The organism is Sphingomonas sp. (genome assembly GCF_036269755.1).
Lineage (GTDB): Bacteria > Pseudomonadota > Alphaproteobacteria > Sphingomonadales > Sphingomonadaceae > Sphingomonas.
The window spans coordinates 228,642-247,091 of the sequence record NZ_DATBDV010000023.1; the positions used below are offsets into that span (position 1 = coordinate 228,642).

Consider the following 18,450-nt stretch of genomic DNA (forward strand, 5'->3'; position numbering starts at 1 on the left):
GGAGCCGCATGAGCCGCAAGCCTGTCCCCGCCCAATCCGGTGAACGCAGCCGGGTCGAGCTGACCTTCGACAAGCCACAACTGCTCGCGCAACTCTTCGGGCAATACGACCAGAACCTCGTCGCGCTCGAACATCGGCTGGGCATCTACATCACCGCGCGCGGCAACCGCGTCGGGCTCGAAGGATCGGCCGAGCAAGTCGCGATCGGGCGCGACGTGCTCAACGATCTCTACAAGCGGATTCAGCGCGGCGAGGAAGTCGATACCGGGCTGGTCGACGCGTCGATCGCAATGGCGGCCGAGCCCGAGCTCGATGGCATCGTCTCGGCGACCAGCGCCACTCCACCGATCATGATCCGCACGCGCAAGAAGACGATTGTCCCGCGCACGCCCGCGCAGGCACATTACATGCGCGCGCTGACCACCAACGACATGATCTTCGCGCTCGGGCCGGCGGGCACCGGCAAGACCTATCTCGCGGTCGCGCAAGCGGTTTCGCAGCTCATCACCGGCAGCGTCCAGCGGCTGATCCTGTCGCGCCCCGCGGTCGAGGCAGGCGAGAAGCTCGGCTTTCTCCCCGGCGACATGAAGGAGAAGGTCGATCCCTATCTCCGCCCCTTGTACGACGCGCTCAACGATTGCCTGCCCGCCGAGCAGGTGGAGCGGCGCATCGCGTCGGGCGAGATCGAGATCGCGCCCATCGCCTTCATGCGCGGGCGAACGCTGGCCGATGCCTTCATCATCCTTGACGAGGCGCAGAACACCACGCCCGCGCAGATGAAGATGTTCCTCACGCGATTCGGGGAGCGCGCGCGGATGGTGATCTGCGGCGACCCCAACCAGGTCGATATCCCCGGCGGCGTCGATGCGTCGGGCCTGCGCGACGCGGTCACGCGACTCGAGGGGATCGAGAGCATCGCGATGTCGCGCTTCACCGCCGCCGACGTCGTGCGCCACCCGATCGTCGGACGGATCGTCGAAGCGTATGAGGGACCGCGGGCTTGATTGTTAGGATATCCTAGACTACCCTTGGGATATCCAGGAGTTTTTATGGCTTCTTTGTTCATCAAGGATGGCAAGACCGCCGCCGAGGTACGACGAATGGCACAACGGCTCCGCACTACCCAGACCGAAACCGTTCGCCGTGGCATGCAGGCGTTGGAGCGCGAATTGCGGCCGGGTCCCGCCGAGGCGACAGACGATTTCATCGCACGTTTCGATGCGTGGCAACGGGAAAATCCTCTTCCTCCATCGACCGGCAGGAAGTCCGACAAGGCGTTTTTCGACCGTTTGTGGGATGAACCTGCTTGATCGTCTTCGTCGACGCCTCGGCATTGGTCGCAATGATTGCCCAGGAAGACGACGCGAACGTCTACAAGTCCGCGATCCGCGAGGCCGACGAGATATTATGGTCTGCTATGTCGTGTTGGGAGAGCATTTCGAGCCTTTGTTTTTCCCGGAAATTTTCCGTCGCGACCGCACGGCGGGCGGTCGAACAGGTCGCCGGGCTGGGTCCTTTTCGTCTCGTGCCGATCGACGAGGCCGAACGGTCATTGGCGCTCGATGCCTATGAAAAATACGGCAAGGGCTCCGGCCACCGCGCGAAACTCAACATGGGCGATTGCTTCGCCTATGCCTGTGCCAAGATCAACGGCGCCCGCTTGCTCTACAAGGGAAGCGATTTCATCCACACGGACCTCGCATGATCGATATTGCGCTGTCGATCGAAGAGCCGTGGCCTGCTTTGGACTGGGACGAGCTGGCCACCCGCTCCGCGCGCGCGGCGATTCAGTTGACGCCGCACGGCGAGTTGCTGACCGTCGCGGCGGCAATCGAGATCTCGATGCGGCTCACCACCGACGACGAAGTCCAGACGCTCAATCGCCAGTATCGCGGCAAGGATAAGCCGACCAACGTCTTGTCCTTCCCGATGGTCGAGCCCGATCTGCTCGAAACCGTCACCGGCAACAGCGACGACGGCGAAGTCCTGCTCGGCGATATCGTCCTCGCGCATGGCGTTTGCGCGACGGAGGCGGCGGCGCGCGGCATCGATCTGCAAACCCACGCAACCCATTTAATCGTGCACGGCACGCTGCATCTGCTAGGCTATGACCATATCGACGAGCGCGAGGCCGATGCGATGGAGGCGATCGAGACCGGAGCGCTCGGCCAGCTCGGCATCGCCGACCCCTATCTGATCGACGAGGACTGACGAAGACCATGGCCGAGGGCCCCGCTACCGACCAAGGCGACAGTATCTGGCGCAAGCTGAAGGCGTCGATCTTCGGCGAGGAAGGCAGCTTACGCGAACAGCTCGAAGACGTAATCGAGCGCCACGAGGACGATCCCGCGCCCGACGCGGCGGGCGACCTGTCGCCGATCGAGCGCCAGATGGTCAAGAACGTCCTCCATTTCGGTGAGCGCGACGCGGGCGAGGTCGGCGTGCCGCGCGCGGACATCATCGCGGTCGAACAGAGCACCAGTTTCACCGAATTGGTCCGCCAATTCGCAGAAGCCGGCCACAGCCGAATGCCGGTCTACCGCGAAAGTCTGGATGCGGTGGTCGGAATGATCCACCTCAAGGACGTGTTCGCGATCCTGGCGAGCGGAACGGCGCCGCCCGAAAGCATCGACATGCTGGTGCGCGAGCCGCTCTACGTGCCGATGGCGATGGGCGCGCTCGATCTGCTCGCGGAGATGCGGTCGAAGCGAGTCCATCTCGCGATCGTGCTCGACGAATATTCGGGGACCGAAGGGCTGGTGACGATCGAGGATCTGATCGAGGAGATCACCGGCGATATCGAGGACGAGCATGACGACGCCCCCGAGGCCATGCTGGTGCCGCTCGATGGCGGCGCATGGGATGCCGATGCGCGAGTCGAGCTCGAGGACGTCGCGGAGACGATCGATCCGCGGCTGGCCGAGCATGACGAGGATGTCGATACGCTGGGTGGTCTCGCGGCGGTGATCGCCGGGCGGGTGCCCGCCAAGGGCGAGTGCCTGACGACGCCGTCTGGGTGGGTCCTCGAAGTGCTGGAATCGGACTCGCGCAAGGTCGAACGGCTGCGGCTCCATCCGCCCAAGGCGGCGCCGGAAGACACCGAGTCTTGATTCACGACTGATCGATTTTCTCGCTCGCCGAGATTGGATTAAGTCATTGCATAAATCTTTGCGGGGTCGCCATCGCCCGCTAGGACAGTTTCCAACCCCAACCCGGAGGATGATTTCCATGGACGCGAAGACCGGCTCGATCGACAGTGGCGGCTGCCCGATGAATGGCGGCGGCGTGCGCGCGTTGCTGGGCCGCACCAACAAGGATTGGTGGCCCGAGATGCTCGCTACCGAGATCCTCAATCCCAACGGCGCGTCCAATCCGATGGGCAAGGATTTCAACTATGCCGAAGCGTTCAAGGGCCTCGATTACGCGGCGCTCAAGGCCGATCTGACCGCGCTGATGACCGACAGCCAGCCATGGTGGCCGGCGGATTATGGGCATTACGGGCCCTTCTTCATCCGAATGGCGTGGCACGCGGCGGGTACGTATCGCACCGCCGACGGGCGCGGCGGCGCCAATAGCGGGCAACAGCGCTTCGCCCCGCTCGACAGCTGGCCCGACAACGGTAACCTCGACAAGGCGCGGCGCTTGCTGTGGCCGATCAAGCAGAAATACGGTCAGGCGATCAGCTGGGCCGACCTGTTCATCCTCGCCGGCAACGTCGCGATCGAGAGCATGGGCGGGCCGGTATTCGGCTTCGGCGGCGGTCGCCCCGATGTCTACGAGCCCGAACGCGACATCTATTGGGGTTCGGAAGACAAGTGGGTCAATGAGGGCGTGCAGACCCGCATCTCGCCTGAGCATGGCATGCACGAACTCGAAGGACCGCTCGCCGCGATCCAGATGGGCCTGATCTACGTCAACCCCGAAGGGCCGCAGGGCAATCCGCACGACGACGCCGGCATGGCGCGAGACATGAAGGAAACGTTCGCGCGGATGGCGATGGACGCCGAGGAAACCGTCGCGCTGACCGCCGGCGGCCACACCTTCGGCAAGGCGCATGGGAACGGCGACGCTTCGTTGCTCGGCGCCGCGCCTTCGGGCGGCGACCTGGCCGCGCAGGGTTTCGGCTGGGTCAGCAGCCATGAAAGCGGCGGGATCGGCGAGCACACCGTCACCAGCGGGATCGAGGGCGCGTGGACCAACACGCCCAAGGAATGGACCGACAATTATTTCCGGCTGCTGTTCGATTACGAATACGAGCTGGTGAAGTCGCCCGCCGGTGCCAACCAGTGGCAACCGATCGACCAGAAAGAGGAGGACATGGCGCCGGCCGCCTGGGATCCGAACATCAAGGTCCCGACGATGATGACGACGGCGGACATGGCGCTGAAGCGCGATCCCCAATTCCGCGCGATCAGCGAGCGGTTCCGCAACGACCATGAGGCGTTCAAGCATGCCTTCGCCCGCGCCTGGTTCAAGCTGACGCACCGCGACATGGGGCCCAAGGTCCGCTATCTCGGGCCCGAGGTACCGGCCGAAGATTTGATCTGGCAGGATCCGATCCCCGCGGGCACCTCGCCGTCGGACGCCGACGTCGCGGCGGTGAAGGCGAAGATTGCCGGTGCTGTCGAGTCGGGGGGCCTGACCGTCAGCCAGCTGATCAAGACCGCCTGGGCCTCGGCCAGCACCTATCGCAAGTCCGACCATCGCGGCGGCGCCAACGGCGCGCGCGTTCGGTTGGCGCCGCAGAAGGATTGGGACGTCAACGAGCCCGAGATGCTCGCCAAGGTGCTCGACACGCTCGACGGGTTGCGCGGTTCGATGTCGATGGCCGACGCGATCGTGCTCGGCGGGGTGGTGGGTCTCGAAAGGGCGATCAAGGACGCCGGCGGCAGCACGACCGTGCCCTTCACCGGGGGGCGCGGCGACGCGACCGCCGAGCAGACCGACGCCGACAGCTTCGCGGTGATGGAGCCGGAGGCCGATGCCTTCCGCAACTATATCGGCAAGAAGAAGCTGGCGTTGAAGGTCGAGGAGATGATGCTCGACAAGGCGTCGCTGCTCGGTTTGTCGGTGCCCGAGATGGTGGTGCTGATCGGCGGCCTGCGCGTGCTCGGTGCCAACCACGGCGAGCGCGGCCACGGCCACTTCACCCAGCGTTCGGGCCAGCTGACCAATGACTTCTTTGTCAATCTCTATGACATGACCAATGTCTGGAAGGCTGTGGAGGACAGCGGCGACGTGGAATATGTCGCGACCGACCGCGCCGAGGGCCACACCAAATGGCATGCCACCCGCGCCGACCTGATCTTCGGGTCGAACTCGGAGCTGCGCGCGGTCGGCGAGGTCTATGCCGAGAAGGGCGGCGCGGAAAAGTTCGTCAAGGACTTCGTCGCAGCATGGACCAAGGTGATGAACGCCGACCGCTTCGACCTCGCCGCCTGACGGGAGGTCCGCTGCAACGAACGAGCCGCCGGCCTTTACGCCGGCGGCTTTTTCTTTGGCGTCTGGTTGAGCGCGATCGCGCCGCGGATCAGCGCGGTCAGCGCGACCTCGTCGACTTGCTCGCCTTCATGAAAATCGATCGCGCGGCGGACGTTGCCGTCCAGGCTCGAATTGAACAGTTTCGAAGGATCGTCGAGCGACGCACCCTTGGCGAAGGTCATCTTGACGACGCTCTTGTAGGTCTCCCCGGTGCAGATCATCCCGTCGCGATACCAGACCGGCACGCCGCGCCATTTCCATTCTTCGACGATGCCGGAATCCGCTTTCAAGATGGTCGCGCGCAGCCGCGCGAGCAGGTCGCCGCGCCAGTCCCCCAGCGCCTCGATCCGCTCGTCGATCAGCTGCGATGGCGTCTTTCCGCTCTCGGACTTGGTCTCGCTCATGTTGCTCCTCGGCTCCGATGCTGCGTGGATGATGCTATAACATTGCCCAGCGCGGATACCCTTACTATCCTGTCGCGATGCGCCAGAGAATCCTGATCGGTGTTGCGCTCGTCCTGGCATTGCTCGGCGGGCTGTACCTCTATTTCGGCCAGCCCGACGAGGCACGATTGAGCGTGGCCGCGGTTAGCGGGCGCAAGCCCGACATCGCGGCCCCGCGCGCCCAAATCTGGCCGACGATCGGCGTCGCCGACGCGGTCGGCTGGAAGGCCGGTGAGACGCCGACCGCCGCCGCCGGGCTCAAGGTCAACGCGTTCGCCAGCGGGCTCGATCATCCGCGCTGGATATACCGCCTCCCCAATGGCGATGTGCTGGTCGCCGAAAGCAACTCGCCCCCGCGCGAAGGCGGCGGGATTTCCGGCTGGGTGATGGACTATTTGATGAAGAAGGCGGGCGCGGGCATGCCCTCCCCCAACCGCATCATGCTGTTGCGCGATGCCGACGGCGACGGCGTGGCCGAGACCAAGCTGCCGTTGCTGACCGGGCTCAACTCGCCGTTCGGGATGGCGTTGCTTGGCGGCTACCTCTACGTCGCCGACACCGACCAGCTGGTGCGCTTTCCGTTCGTTCCCGGCCAGACCAGGATCACCGCCAAGCCCGAAACCGTGGTGAAATATCCCGGCGGCGGCCAGCATTGGGCGCGCAACGTGATCGTCGCCGAGGATGGCAAGACGCTCTATGTCAGCATCGGATCGTCGAGCAACATAGCCGACAACGGGCTCGACGCCGAGAAGCTGCGCGCCGACATCCTGCAAGTATATCCCGACCGGAAGGGGTATCGCATCTACGCCGGGGGGCTGCGCAATCCGCAAGGCCTCGCGCTCGAACCGAACACGCACAGCCTGTGGGTGGCGGTCAACGAGCGCGACATGCTGGGGTCCGACACGCCGCCCGATTACATGAGCGCGGTCGAGGCGGGCGATAATTTCGGGTGGCCCTGGTATTATTGGGGCGGCTACCCGGACCATCGCGTGAAGCCCGAAAACCCGGAGCTTCAGCAATACGTCAAGCGCCCCGATTATGCGTTGGGGCCGCATACGGCGTCGCTCGGGCTGGCGTTCGCATCCGAATCGCGGCTCGGCGCGCAATTCATGAACGGCGCGTTCGTCGGCCAGCACGGATCGTGGAACCGCAAGCCGGTGTCGGGCTACAAGGTCATCTACGTGCCGTTCGGCGACAAGGGATTCCCGCTGCCCAACGTCAAGCCGGTCGACGTGCTGACCGGCTTCCTCGATGCGCGGGGCGACGCCCGCGGCCGGCCGGTCGGGGTCGCCATCGACACGAGCGGTGCGCTGCTCGTCGCGGACGATGTCGGCAACACGATCTGGCGGGTAAGCTCGGCGACGCCGCAGGCGGCACCAGCCCCCGCCAAATAAGCGACGGGCTGCGATGGCCCCCCGACCACGCAGCCCGAACACCTACGACACCGAAAGGGTCCGCGCGTCGGCCATTGATCGGCTCGCGCTTCTTTCCGTTCGATTCCACGGCCTTACACCATCCGCACCGCAGACACGTTGACGAAAATCGCCGAGCTGCCCAAAATGGGCATGTTCCTTGAGGGCGGAGGAAAGTGATGGCCAACGGCGATCGAGTCGCGACGGTGCCCGGGCGGATGTCGGCGCACTGGCGAACCGCGATGTTTCCGCTGCTCAACATGTTCTTGTCGACGCATCGCATCATGTCCGAGCACGAGACGATGAACCCGTCGATGCTGCTCATCTATGTGACGGTGGTGACCGGCAACATCCAAAAGCTGATGCGCGAGCGCAACGTGCCGCCCGAATTCACCGCGACCGCGGTGCTGCCGCGCGAGTGGGTGGTGCCGATGTCGCGCAGCGCAATCGCCGCGGCGACGGGGCTGCCGCGCGAAACGGTGCGGCGCCATATCGCGCAACTGATCGAGCGCGGCGTCCTGATCGAGGACCCGCGCGGCGGCGTCACCATCGTCCCCGGTGCGATCCAGGATCGCGGCTACGAACCGCTGCTCGAAAAGCTGCTGACCGAATTCGCGCGCGCCGCCGATGTCCTGCTCCGAGCGGGCGTGATCGAGGCGGGGCCCGCCTAGCGCAGCAGCTTGGGCGCTTCCTTGGCGAGCTTTGCGCGGAGCTTGTCGGCGAACAAAGCGAGGAATGGCGGCAAGACTATGGTCGCGATCACGCGATCGGCGCGCACATCGAGCTGGCTCGCGATGCGCTGCCCCATCGCCGCCACGGTGAAATGGAGCACGTCGCCGTCCCAGCGATGATCGACCGCGGCACCGCCGGGGATCATCCCGGCAAGCTTGCCGATCCCGCCCTCGACTCGTCGCCGCGCCTCGGTAAGGCCGAGCTTGTGCGGCACCTCGACGGTGATCGGATCGGTCATGTCGCGAACAGCCCCGCCACGGTCACGTGGCAAACAACTGCGAATCGTCGGCGAACGCCTTGAACTCGAGCGCGTTGCCGCTGGGATCGCGAAAGAACATCGTGGCCTGTTCGCCGGGCTGGCCGACGAAGCGGATATGCGGCTCGATTCCGAAGCCGACGCCCGCCGCCGCCACGCGATCCGCGAGCACGCGCCAGTCGTCCATCGTCAGCACGACGCCGAAATGCGGCACCGGCACCTCGTGGCCATCAACCGCGTTCTCCACCGCGACCGGTTTCGCGGCGGGATCGAGGTGCGCGACGATCTGGTGCCCGAACAGGTCGAAGTCGATCCACGTTTCTGCGCTGCGTCCTTCGGCACAACCTAGCGTGCCGCCGTAGAATGCGCGGGCGGCAGCGAGGTCGTGAACCGGGAAGGCGAGGTGGAAAGGTCGGAGCATCATTCAGCGGCCCCTATCCTATTTCGCCTCCCCGGCGAAGGCTCGCGTCCAGTTTCGATGCACCCCAACTGGGCCCCGGCCTTCGCCGCGGAGGCGTAAGGTCGAGCGTTGCCTCTCCCCACGATACCCGCGATAGCCCAATGTGATGCACCGTCTCGCCTTCCTCCTCCCCCTCGCGCTCGGCGCAGCCTCCGCGCTCGGCTTCCCGCCGTGGAACGCCTGGCCGCTGACGCTCGTCGCTGTCGCCTTGTGGCTGCACCTCGTTCACGAAGCCCCGACGCTGCGCCGAGTCCTCCGCATCGGCTGGCTGTTCGGCGTCGGGCATTTCTGCGTCGCCAATGCCTGGATCCAGCAGCCGTTCGAGTTCCAGGACGCGATGCCGCACTGGCTGGGCTATTTCGCGGTGCTGCTGCTCTCGTTCTACCTGGCGATCTACCCGATGCTCGCCGCCGCGCTGGCATGGCGGCTGGCCAGTCCCGCCGCGAAGGGCGACCCCGCGCCGGTCAGCGACGCCGCGTTCGTGCTCACGGCGGGCGCGGCATGGATCGCCACCGAATATCTGCGCGGGGTGATGTTCACCGGCTATCCTTGGGATCCGCTGTCGCTCGTGCTGGTGCCGCCGGGCCTCGCCAACGCCGCGTGGCTGACGGGCACCTACGCGCTGTCGGGGCTGGTCGTCGCCGCCGCAGGTGCGCTGATGCTGCTGGTGAAGCGCCGCTGGCGGCTCGCTGCCCTCTTCATCCCGATGTTCGCGATCGCAACCCTCGCCTCGACCGACCGCTGCCGCATCGCGACCTGCGTGCCCCAACCGGCGAGCACGCGCCTGCTTCGCGTCGTCCAGCCTAATCTGCCCGAGGAAGAACGCCCCACCCCCGAATATGCCGAGAACAATTTCCAGGCGCTCGCCAAGCTGTCGCGCCGTACCGACCCCGCCGCGCCGCCGCGGCTGATCTTCTGGCCCGAGGGCGCGGTGCGCTTTCCGGTCGAGGACGGCTATCCGCGCTACGTCTATATCGAACTCGGCAGCGCGGCGATGGCGCGGCTCCGCATGGCGGCGTTGCTCGACGACGACGACGCGATCCTGACCGGCGCGCAGACGATGACGTTCAACGCCGCCGAAGACATGACGGCGGCGACCAATTCGATCATTCTGGTCGGCCCCGACGCGCGGCTGCACGGCCGCTACGACAAGGCGCACTTGGTCCCTTATGGCGAGTATCTGCCGATGCGGCCTTTGCTCGAATCGATCGGATTGTCGCGGCTCGTGCCCGGCGACGTCGACTTCGTCCCCGGCCCAGGTCCGCGCACGATGAACGTCCCGGGGTTCGGCCGGGTCGGCATGCTGGTCTGCTACGAGATCATTTTTTCGGGGAACACGGTCGAGCCGGGGCACCGCCCCGATTTCCTGTTCAACCCGTCGAACGACGCCTGGTTCGGCGATCTCGGCCCACCGGCGCATCTCGCGCAGGCGCAGCTCCGCGCGATCGAAGAGGGCTTGCCGGTGATCCGCGCGACGCCGACCGGCATATCCGCGATCATCGGTGCCGACGGGCAACTCATCGAATCGATCGGCATGCACAAGACCGGCGCGATCGAAGCGCCGATCCCGCCGCGCTACGCGCCCCCCCCCTTCTCGCGGCTCGGCAACTGGATGGCCGCGATCGTCGCGGCGCTGCTGGCGATTTGCGCGATTGCCATAAGGCGGCGCGCCCGCTAGGAGCCGACCCGCATATAAGGAAAGCTTTATATGGGCATGGCAACGGCCCGGCTTTCCTCCCATCCCCAAGAGGAATTTCCATGCGTTCCAATTATCTTTTCACGTCCGAATCGGTCTCCGAAGGCCATCCCGACAAGGTCTCCGACCAGATTTCCGACGCGATCGTCGATCTGTTCCTGTCGAAGGACCCCGAAGCGCGCATCGCGTGCGAGACGCTGACCACCACGCAATTGGTCGTCCTCGCCGGCGAAATCCGCGGCAAGGGCATCATGGATGAGGACGGCAATTGGGCGCCGGGCGTCGAGGCCGAGGTCGAGCAGGCGGTGCGCGATACCGTCAAGCGGATCGGCTACGAGCAGGACGGCTTCCACTGGCAGACGCTGCGGTTCGAGAACAACCTGCATCCGCAGTCTGCGCACATCGCGCAGGGCGTCGATGCGAGCGGCAACAAGGACGAAGGCGCCGGCGACCAAGGCATCATGTTCGGTTACGCCGCCAACGACACGCCCGACCTGATGCCGGCGACGCTCTATTACAGCCACAAAATTCTCGAGCAGATGGCGGCCGACCGCCATTCGGGCAAGGCGCCGTTCCTCGAGCCCGACACCAAGAGCCAGGTCACGCTGAGCTACGAAGGCAGCGTTCCGGTCGCCTGCACCGCGGTGGTCGTCTCGACCCAGCACGGCAAGGGGTATGACGAGGGCGACAAGGAAGCCGAGCTTCACGCTTACGTCAAGGACGTGATCGCCGGCGTGATTCCCGCCCATCTGCTTGGCGACCACACCGTCTATCACATCAACCCGACGGGAAGCTTCGAGATCGGTGGGCCCGACGGCGACGCGGGCCTTACCGGCCGCAAGATCATCGTCGACACCTATGGTGGTGCCGCCCCGCACGGCGGCGGCGCGTTCAGCGGCAAGGACCCGACCAAGGTCGATCGCTCGGCCGCGTACATCACGCGCTATCTAGCGAAGAACATCGTCGCGGCCGGCCTCGCGCAGCGCTGCACGATCCAGCTCGCCTACGCGATCGGCGTATCGAAGCCGCTGTCGCTCTACGTCGACACGCACGGCACCGGCACGGTCGGCGACGACAGGCTGGAAGCCGCCATCGGCAAGATCGAGAAGCTCGGCGGGCTGACCCCGCGCGGCATCCGCACGCACCTCGGCCTCAACAAGCCGATCTACGCGCGTACGGCAGCGTACGGTCACTTCGGCCGCAAGCCCGAAGGCGATTTCTTTCCGTGGGAGCGGACCGATCTGGTCGACGATTTGAGGGCCGCGCTGGCGAACTAAGCCGCGCTGCTCGCTTAGAAATTGCCGGGCCGGAGAGAAATCTCCGGCCTTTTTTATGGGGGCGGACCGACGCTTAAAACTTCGTTAAACCGGACGGGTTACCTCGACCATCGTATCCCTTGATCGATAGTCGCAATGTTCACGCAATCGAAGAACGAAATAGTCTATCAGCAAGAGCCATGGTCGAACACTCTGGTGTACATCATCGTGTTGCCGATCATGGCCTTCGCCCTCTGGCTTCTCGAGGCGGCGTTCGACCCCCATAGATTTTTCCTGGCGCATTCGTGGTCATCCGTCCTGCAGATAGCCGCCCTGCCCGTCTTGGGCGCGACAGTGGCGAGCGTCTGGTTCGCAAGAACGGCGACGCTCGACCGCATGAACATATCGACCGAGGGCTTCACCTATATTCACGGCAATAGCGCGCGGCACTATCCGTGGTCACGCCTGTGCGACCTCGTATTCGTCGACTGCGGAAGGGGGTCGGGTTACTACCGCATCAACCCCACGGACGGCGAAAAGCCGATCAAGGTGAACCTACCGCCCTTCGAGGTCTCCCGGGGGGAGTTCGAACAGGTCGTGTCGTCCGCTCGTCACGGCGAGCTGCCCGACATAGCCGAACTGCGCATCAAAATGCCCGCGGCCAATCTTCCGGGGATTCCGGCGCTGATACTGATATTCGTCACTCCGATCGCCCTATCGCTATTCATGCATTTCTACGCCCACCGCTAGCCGCAGGTAGGCTGGAAAACCGCTGCCGACGTCTAGGCCGGTTGTTCGGAAGATACTGTCCAGCGCCCTGACCCGCCATGGCGTCCGGCACCCAACGTTGCTACCCGCGCGGTCGATGAGCGACCCCACTACGATCCGCCGTCTCTATGGCCGCCGCCAAGGGCACAAGTTGCGACATGGCCAAGCGTCGCTGGTCGAGGAACTGCTGCCCGAAATCGCAGTCCCGGAGAGCGGACCGCTCGATGCCCGCACGTTGTTCGGTGACGACCGTCCGCTCGAGCTGGAAATCGGCTTCGGCGCGGGCGAGCATCTCGCCGGCCAGGCCGCCGCGCGGCCCGATCATGGCTTTATCGGCTGCGAGCCGTTCCTCAACGGCGTCGTCGGCGCGCTCAATCATATCCGCGACGCGGAGCTCGACAACGTCCGGCTCCATATGGGCGACGCACTCGACGTGATCGAGCGGCTGCCCGATGCCAGCCTGAGCCGAGTCTATCTGCTCCACCCCGATCCCTGGCCCAAGGCGCGGCATGCCAAGCGGCGGATGGTCAATGACGGACCGCTCGATCTGATCGCGGCCAAGCTCGAGCCCGGCTGCGAGTTTCGGCTCGGCACTGATGACCCGACCTATTGCCGCTGGGCGATGATGGTGATGAACCGGCGGCGCGACTTCGAATGGACCGCGCGAACGCCGCAGGACTTCCTCGTGCGGCCGGACGACTGGCCGGAGACTCGCTACGAGCGCAAGGCGCGGCGGCACGGCCACGAAGTGTGGTATTTTCGCTACCGCCGCGTGTGATCCCGTAATAACGTGCCGCCATGACCGCGCGCCGCAGCAAGCCGAGCTTTGCCAGCCTGCTGCGCCGCGCGTCGCAGCCCGACCCCGATCATGCCCCCGTCCTCACCGCGCCGCCCGAGCCCGGCACGGCCTTCGCGGTGGACCCAGGGTGCGTGCGGCTGTGGCATGGCGGCGGCGACGCTCCGACGCCGGAGGAGTGCCGCGACCGGATCACCGCGATCGCGCGCGACGGCCAAAGCGAGCCGGTGACGGTGCGGCCGGTGTTCGACGACCGCGATATCGAATACGAAGTGATCGCCGGGGCACGCGATTATGTCGCCGTGCGCTACCTCCACGACACCGCGATTCCCGACCTCGATCTGCTGGTCCGAGTCGAGTTGGTCGACGATGAGGGTGCCGAGCGGCTGGCAGGGGGTGACCCCGGCGAAGTCGATGGCTTGCCCGATGTCGTCCGGGATGCGTTCGGCGATGCGGCGCTGGCGCCAGCGATGCTCGCCGAGGTCCGGCAGGGGCTCGGCGGCCCGCACGCGCCGGCGATTCTCGCTACCGCGGCGCAGATCGCGCGCGCGCAGGCGGCGCGGCGCGGCGATGGGTTAGCGCCCTACCCTGCCGCCGAAGTGCTGCGGCTGTTGCGTATTGTCGAGGACGAACCGGAAGCCCTCGCCGAACGGCTGTCGCTCGCGATTCTCGATGCCAGTGACCGCGCGGTCACGATCCGATTGGACGCCGAACGCGATTTGTCGCCCGAAATGCTCGCGCGCGTGGTCAAGGCGATGATCGATGGCGCCGCGGCCGACGGGATCGCGGTGCGCTGGGGCAGCGCAGACTAGGCTTCGGCCGCCGTCGTCTGACGCCCCGACCGCCGCCACATGCCGCTCAGCATCCGGCCGAGCACCGCTGGCACGCCCGGGCGTAGCAGCAACCAATCGCGGATCGCCGGCCCCTGCTCCGCGCCGATCACACGCTTGTACCCGCTGTCGCCCGCGCCCCAATCGACGTCCGTCATCCCGTCTTCGAGCGCGCGGACGAGGTTGCGGTAATAGAGCAACTTCCCGGGCGACTGCTTGGCGAACGCCGGATCGTAGCCGTTGGCGATCGCGTATTTGAGCGTGCCCAAATTGAGGTCGAACGAGAACGCCGCGGGCTCGCCACCGACCGTCAGCAACGCCGCGCAGGCCATCTCCGCGAGCACCGGGTCGGCCATCGCCTGGCGCCAGAACGCGCCGTGGCCGGTGCGCGTGAACTTGGCGTCGCGGCCGTCGGTGCGCGCGGCGATCCAGCTCTTCTCTTCGACCGCAGCGAGCTGGTCGAAACCGCCGGCGGCAAGATCGGCGCCGGTCAGGAACCGCCAGTCGAGCTCGCCATGCTCCGCCAGATGCTTTTCGAGGAAACGGTTCTTCTTGAGCGTCGAACTGCGCGGCCAGGCGCCGTCGGTGCTGGCGGCCGCCATGTCCAAGGCGAAGCTGTCGGCGACGAAGCGGTCGAGCACCGCCCAGCCGCGACGGCGCGCGGCGGCGATCAGCACGCTGGTGACGGGGTCGCCATCGTAACTCGGCCCGACGCGCAAGCCGTTGACCTCCGCCGCCAGCCGGTCGAGCAGCACGTCGAACCCCGCGTCCTCCGCGTCGGCGCGCGCGGGAAATCCGCGAAACGGCCAATAGCTGCCCGGCACCATCGCCAGCCGCGCCCGGCGCGGCCCCACCTGCGCGATCGGCATCGCGATCACCGGGTCGCCGTCGCGCTCGACCACCAAAGTTCGCGCGCGCAGCCCGTACGCGGCGGTCGCGGCGGCAAACCATTGGTAGCGCAGGAAGGCATGGCTCGTCGGTGCGGCTTGCGCGACCTTGTCGATCAGCCCCGACAGCCCATCGAAGGCCGTCGCGCGCATCGTCGGCGGCAACCGGACAAAGTCGGAGAGCAGCATCGGCTTGGTCATGCCGCGAGCTTTAGATGCGCGCAGTTACCAAGCGGTGGAGATCGGCCTCACGCGGCTTCCCATCGGTGCCCGCACACGCCATCATGTCGCGATGCTGCCCAACGCCGTCTCGACGATCGCCCAGACGATCCAGCTGTCGCTGTCGCCGGTGTTCATGCTCGCGGGCATCTCGGGACTGCTCAACGTGCTCGCCGGGCGGCTGTCGCGCGTAATCGATCGCGCACGCGCGCTCGAGGCGCTGCATCCGAGTTCGACCGGGCCCGAGCATGACCGCCACGTCTGGGAATTGCGGCTGCTCGCCAAGCGCATCGTCATCATCAACGCAGCTCTGTTCCTCGCAGTGTCGAGCGCGGTGATGACGTGCACGGTGGTCGCGTTGCTGTTCGTCGCGGAGCTCGTCGACCTTCAGATCGGCAGCACGGTCGCGATCGCCTTCATCCTCGCGATGGGGCTGCTGATATCGTCGCTGGTCGCGTTCATCATCGAAGTGCGCGGCTCGCTTCTTGCGGTGCGAGTCCGCCCCGAATTGCTGGAGCACAAATGATCGAAAAGCGCCTGCTCCAGCTGGTGGTCGCGATCGCCTGCCTTGTCCCGCTGTCGGTCGGCGGGACCAGCATCCTCCACGGGCCGCATTTCCTCGGCCATCCGCCGGTTGTCCCGACGGACCTCGACAGCCATTTCCGCTACATATCGGGGATCTTCTTCGGCGTAGGGCTGGCGTTCGTCAGCTGCATCCCGGGGATCGAGCATAAGGGCGCGCGCTTCCGGCTGCTCGGCGCGCTGGTGGTGTGCGGCGGGCTGGCGCGAGTCGTGTCGCTGATCGCGGTCGGCCCACCGAGCGCAGGCCACGTCTTCGGCTTCGCGATGGAGCTTGGCGCCGTCCCGCTGCTGATGCTGTGGCAGGCGAGCTTCGCGCGCCGCTATCGCCCCTAACGCTTGCCGTCGGCCTCTGGCCCGGCATCGGCGGTCGGCAGATAGAGCGGCGCGACTCGCGCGTGCGACGCTTGCTCATAAGCATAGCCCGCGTCGAGCAACGTCTGCTCGCTATAGGCCGGGCCGATGAACGACAGCCCGACCGGCAGCCCGCGCACCAGCCCCATCGGCACGGTCAAATTGGGATAGCCCGAAATCGCCGGCAGTTCGGACGAACTCGGCCCGCCATATTGGTCGCCGTAGATCGGGTCGCTGAGCCATGCGGGGCCGTAGCTCGGCTGAACCAGGATCGTCGCGGTGGCGTCCTTCAGCATCGTATCGATCGCCCCGCGTGCGGCGGCGAGCGACTTGGCGCGTTGCGCGGCATAGGTCGGCTCGTCCACACCCTTCGACTTCGCCGCCATGTCGAAGATTTCCTGCGCGAAGTACGGCATTTCGGCACCGGCATTGGCCGTATCGAACGCGATCACGTCATTGAGCGTGCGGGTCTTCACCGCGGCCGGCGTCGACCCAAGATATTTGTCGAGATCGCTCTTGAGCTCGAACTTGAGCACGTCGAACTCGGCATCGCCCATGCCGTCGGTTTTGGGACGCTGGACGTCGACCAGCACCGCACCCTGCGCCTTCAACACCGCCAGCGCCGCATCGAACCTGGCCGTCTCGAGCGGCGTCATGTCGGGGCGATAGACTGCGATCCGCACGCCCTTCAGCGATGCGCGCGACAGCGACGCGGCATAGGAATGCGCCGCCCGATATTGGGTGTTCACACTAGCCGGGTCGGCTGGATCGTAGCCAGCCATCGCGTCGAACAGGATCGCAACGTCCTTGACGCTGCGCGCCATCGGTCCCGGCGTGTCCTGGCTGTGGCTGATCGGCACGACATAGGTGCGGCTGACGAGCCCAAGCGTCGGCTTCAGCCCGACCAGCCCGTTCAACGACGACGGGCACACCACCGATCCGTCGGTCTCTGTCCCCAGCCCCGCCGCCGCAAAGCTCGCCGCGATCCCGGCTCCGGTTCCGCTCGACGACCCGCACGCCGTGCGATCGAGCGCGTAGGGGTTGCGCACCAGCCCGCCGACCGCGCTCCACCCGCTCATCGCCTTGGTCGACCGGATGTTTGCCCACTCGCTCAGATTGGTCTTGCCGAGGATCACCGCGCCCTGCGCGCGCAGCCGGGCGATCACCGGCGCGTCGCGATGCGTGACATTGTCCTTGAGCGCGAGGCTCCCGGCCGTGGTCGCGATCGGATCCCTGGTCTCGATATTGTCCTTGATCAGGATCGGCACGCCGTCGAGCGGCCCAAGCGGCTTGCCCGCCTTTCGCCGCGCGTCGCTCGCGCGCGCTTCGGCGATGGCGTCGGGGTTGAGCGAAATCACGGAACGCAACGCGGGCCCGGCGCGGTCCATGTTGGCAATCCGGCGAAGATATTCGAGCGTGATCGTCTCACTGCTCGCCGCGCCGTTCGCCATCGTCGCCTGGAGCTGATCGATCGACTGCTCGGTAACAAAATCGGGCGGAACGGGGACTCCCGGCGGCGGCGGTGCGCTCTGCGCAATGGCGGGCAGCGGCAAGGCGAGTAACAGCAGGGCGGCGATACGGTGCATGGCGATTCCCCTTTTTCTTTGGCACGTTATTTCACCATGCGCGGCCATTCGACAAGCCAGCGCCGTCCCCCCAAATGAAAAGAGGCTGCCGGGGGTCTTCCGACACCCCGGCAACCTCCTAACATGGTCAGCGGCCGGAGAGCTCCAGCCCGGAGGACCATGCGGACCGCTATTCCTATGGGTTCATGCGTTGACTGGAGGGGGATACCTCCCGCGCGAACCCGGCGGATTTAGCGGCGCGCCCCCCGAACGAACTGAACCGACCCCACTGCTGAACCATGAGACATCGGATCACCTCCTTTCGCTTGTTGAAACGGCGTGCCCAACGCTGGACACCCAGCGAATGTGAATCGACCGCGCGTGCATTTCAAGTCTTGTAATGCACCAAAAATTGGACGAATCTCTTTCGCCTTGGCTGCCGCTTAGCGACCGAACGCGGCGCGCAACTCATCCTTCGCTTTCTCCAGCACCCTCTTCTGCTCAGCCGGCAAGTCCTTGCCCGCGCGATTGATATAGAAGGTCAGCATCGACATCGCCGACTGGAACGGCGTGCCCTTGCGGCGCTTGCTGTGCTCGGCGGAGCGCTTGAGCGACAGCGCAATCGATTTCGGATCGTCGCGCGTGAACACGTCTTTCGTGAGGTCGAGCGCGTCGGAATGGTCGGTCACGTCCTGCGACCATTTCTTCTCGACCAT

The 18,450-nt window shown here is 65.8% G+C and carries 21 protein-coding genes; 15 read left to right on the forward strand and 6 right to left on the reverse strand.

All coding sequences use genetic code 11. The features are described 5' to 3' along the window. Positions 1-8: 8 nt before the first annotated feature. The 6 genes from VH326_RS15820 (at position 9) to katG (ending at position 5,442) form a co-directional block, all read left to right on the forward strand. Positions 9-1,004 (forward strand): PhoH family protein, encoded by a 996-nt coding sequence (locus tag VH326_RS15820; protein WP_329632807.1) that lies wholly within the window; start codon positions 9-11, stop codon positions 1,002-1,004. A gap of 45 nt (positions 1,005-1,049) precedes the next feature. Next, positions 1,050-1,310 (forward strand): type II toxin-antitoxin system VapB family antitoxin, encoded by a 261-nt coding sequence (locus tag VH326_RS15825; RefSeq protein ID WP_329632808.1) that lies wholly within the window; start codon positions 1,050-1,052, stop codon positions 1,308-1,310. Further along, the gene (locus VH326_RS15830) at positions 1,307-1,705 is read left to right on the forward strand and encodes a type II toxin-antitoxin system VapC family toxin (protein ID WP_329632809.1); all 399 of its coding nucleotides are present in this window, start codon (positions 1,307-1,309) and stop codon (positions 1,703-1,705) included. Before VH326_RS15825 ends, VH326_RS15830 begins: the two co-directional genes overlap by 4 nt. Then, entirely contained in the window at positions 1,702-2,211 is a 510-nt protein-coding gene (gene ybeY, locus VH326_RS15835; protein ID WP_329632810.1) for an rRNA maturation RNase YbeY, read from the forward strand. Before VH326_RS15830 ends, ybeY begins: the two co-directional genes overlap by 4 nt. An 8-nt stretch (positions 2,212-2,219) precedes the next feature. Further along, complete coding sequence (locus VH326_RS15840) at positions 2,220-3,110, forward strand: hemolysin family protein (RefSeq protein WP_329632811.1); 891 nt, start codon at positions 2,220-2,222, stop codon at positions 3,108-3,110. Positions 3,111-3,228: 118 nt separating this feature from the next. Beyond that, the gene (gene katG / locus VH326_RS15845; RefSeq protein ID WP_329632812.1) at positions 3,229-5,442 is read left to right on the forward strand and encodes a catalase/peroxidase HPI; all 2,214 of its coding nucleotides are present in this window, start codon (positions 3,229-3,231) and stop codon (positions 5,440-5,442) included. Between the two features lie 35 nt (positions 5,443-5,477). Here katG and VH326_RS15850 read toward each other — a convergent pair whose 3' ends face one another. After that, a complete protein-coding gene (locus VH326_RS15850; RefSeq protein WP_329632813.1) occupies positions 5,478-5,885 on the reverse strand; it encodes a DUF1801 domain-containing protein in 408 nt (135 codons plus the stop codon). A 77-nt stretch (positions 5,886-5,962) separates the two neighbouring features. On the opposite strand from VH326_RS15850, the gene VH326_RS15855 reads away from it, so the two are divergent. Then, positions 5,963-7,318, forward strand: a complete 1,356-nt coding sequence (locus VH326_RS15855) for a sorbosone dehydrogenase family protein (protein ID WP_329632814.1) — start codon at positions 5,963-5,965, stop codon at positions 7,316-7,318. 197 nt (positions 7,319-7,515) lie between these two features. Next, positions 7,516-8,007 (forward strand): helix-turn-helix domain-containing protein, encoded by a 492-nt coding sequence (locus VH326_RS15860; protein WP_329632815.1) that lies wholly within the window; start codon positions 7,516-7,518, stop codon positions 8,005-8,007. On the opposite strand, the gene VH326_RS15865 is transcribed toward VH326_RS15860, so the two are convergent. Together VH326_RS15865 and VH326_RS15870 are read right to left on the reverse strand one after the other, a co-directional pair. After that, positions 8,004-8,306: a polyhydroxyalkanoic acid system family protein gene (locus VH326_RS15865; protein ID WP_329632816.1), complete on the reverse strand. Its 303-nt coding sequence runs from the start codon at positions 8,304-8,306 to the stop codon at positions 8,004-8,006. The two genes, VH326_RS15860 and VH326_RS15865, sit on opposite strands and share 4 nt — an antisense overlap. A gap of 22 nt (positions 8,307-8,328) precedes the next feature. Next, positions 8,329-8,745, reverse strand: a complete 417-nt coding sequence (locus VH326_RS15870) for a VOC family protein (protein WP_329632845.1) — start codon at positions 8,743-8,745, stop codon at positions 8,329-8,331. Between the two features lie 145 nt (positions 8,746-8,890). Here VH326_RS15870 and lnt point away from each other — a divergent pair, with 145 nt between their 5' ends. From lnt to VH326_RS15895, 5 genes are all read left to right on the forward strand, one after another. Then, positions 8,891-10,462 carry an apolipoprotein N-acyltransferase gene (gene lnt, locus VH326_RS15875; RefSeq protein WP_329632817.1) on the forward strand — a complete coding sequence of 524 codons (1,572 nt, stop codon included), beginning with the start codon at positions 8,891-8,893 and terminating at the stop codon, positions 10,460-10,462. A gap of 80 nt (positions 10,463-10,542) precedes the next feature. Next, positions 10,543-11,757, forward strand: coding sequence for a methionine adenosyltransferase (gene metK, locus VH326_RS15880; RefSeq protein WP_329632818.1), 1,215 nt, complete (start codon positions 10,543-10,545; stop codon positions 11,755-11,757). Between the two features lie 195 nt (positions 11,758-11,952). Continuing rightward, positions 11,953-12,486: a hypothetical protein gene (locus VH326_RS15885; RefSeq protein ID WP_329632819.1), complete on the forward strand. Its 534-nt coding sequence runs from the start codon at positions 11,953-11,955 to the stop codon at positions 12,484-12,486. 115 nt (positions 12,487-12,601) lie between these two features. Then, entirely contained in the window at positions 12,602-13,282 is a 681-nt protein-coding gene (gene trmB / locus VH326_RS15890) for a tRNA (guanosine(46)-N7)-methyltransferase TrmB (protein WP_329632820.1), read from the forward strand. Positions 13,283-13,302: 20 nt separating this feature from the next. Beyond that, complete coding sequence (locus VH326_RS15895) at positions 13,303-14,112, forward strand: ParB N-terminal domain-containing protein (protein ID WP_329632821.1); 810 nt, start codon at positions 13,303-13,305, stop codon at positions 14,110-14,112. Here the strand turns inward: VH326_RS15895 and VH326_RS15900 are convergent. After that, positions 14,109-15,218, reverse strand: coding sequence for a GNAT family N-acetyltransferase (locus tag VH326_RS15900; protein ID WP_329632822.1), 1,110 nt, complete (start codon positions 15,216-15,218; stop codon positions 14,109-14,111). The genes VH326_RS15895 and VH326_RS15900 overlap by 4 nt on opposite strands. A gap of 91 nt (positions 15,219-15,309) precedes the next feature. On the opposite strand from VH326_RS15900, the gene VH326_RS15905 reads away from it, so the two are divergent. After that, positions 15,310-15,762 (forward strand): DUF2721 domain-containing protein, encoded by a 453-nt coding sequence (locus VH326_RS15905; protein ID WP_329632846.1) that lies wholly within the window; start codon positions 15,310-15,312, stop codon positions 15,760-15,762. Continuing rightward, a complete protein-coding gene (locus VH326_RS15910) occupies positions 15,759-16,151 on the forward strand; it encodes a DUF4345 domain-containing protein (protein ID WP_329632823.1) in 393 nt (130 codons plus the stop codon). The genes VH326_RS15905 and VH326_RS15910 overlap by 4 nt, the downstream gene beginning before the upstream one ends. Here the strand turns inward: VH326_RS15910 and VH326_RS15915 are convergent. Together VH326_RS15915 and VH326_RS15920 are read right to left on the reverse strand one after the other, a co-directional pair. Beyond that, positions 16,148-17,755 (reverse strand): amidase, encoded by a 1,608-nt coding sequence (locus tag VH326_RS15915; RefSeq protein ID WP_329632824.1) that lies wholly within the window; start codon positions 17,753-17,755, stop codon positions 16,148-16,150. The two genes, VH326_RS15910 and VH326_RS15915, sit on opposite strands and share 4 nt — an antisense overlap. A gap of 422 nt (positions 17,756-18,177) precedes the next feature. After that, complete coding sequence (locus tag VH326_RS15920) at positions 18,178-18,450, reverse strand: DUF3175 domain-containing protein (RefSeq protein ID WP_329632825.1); 273 nt, start codon at positions 18,448-18,450, stop codon at positions 18,178-18,180.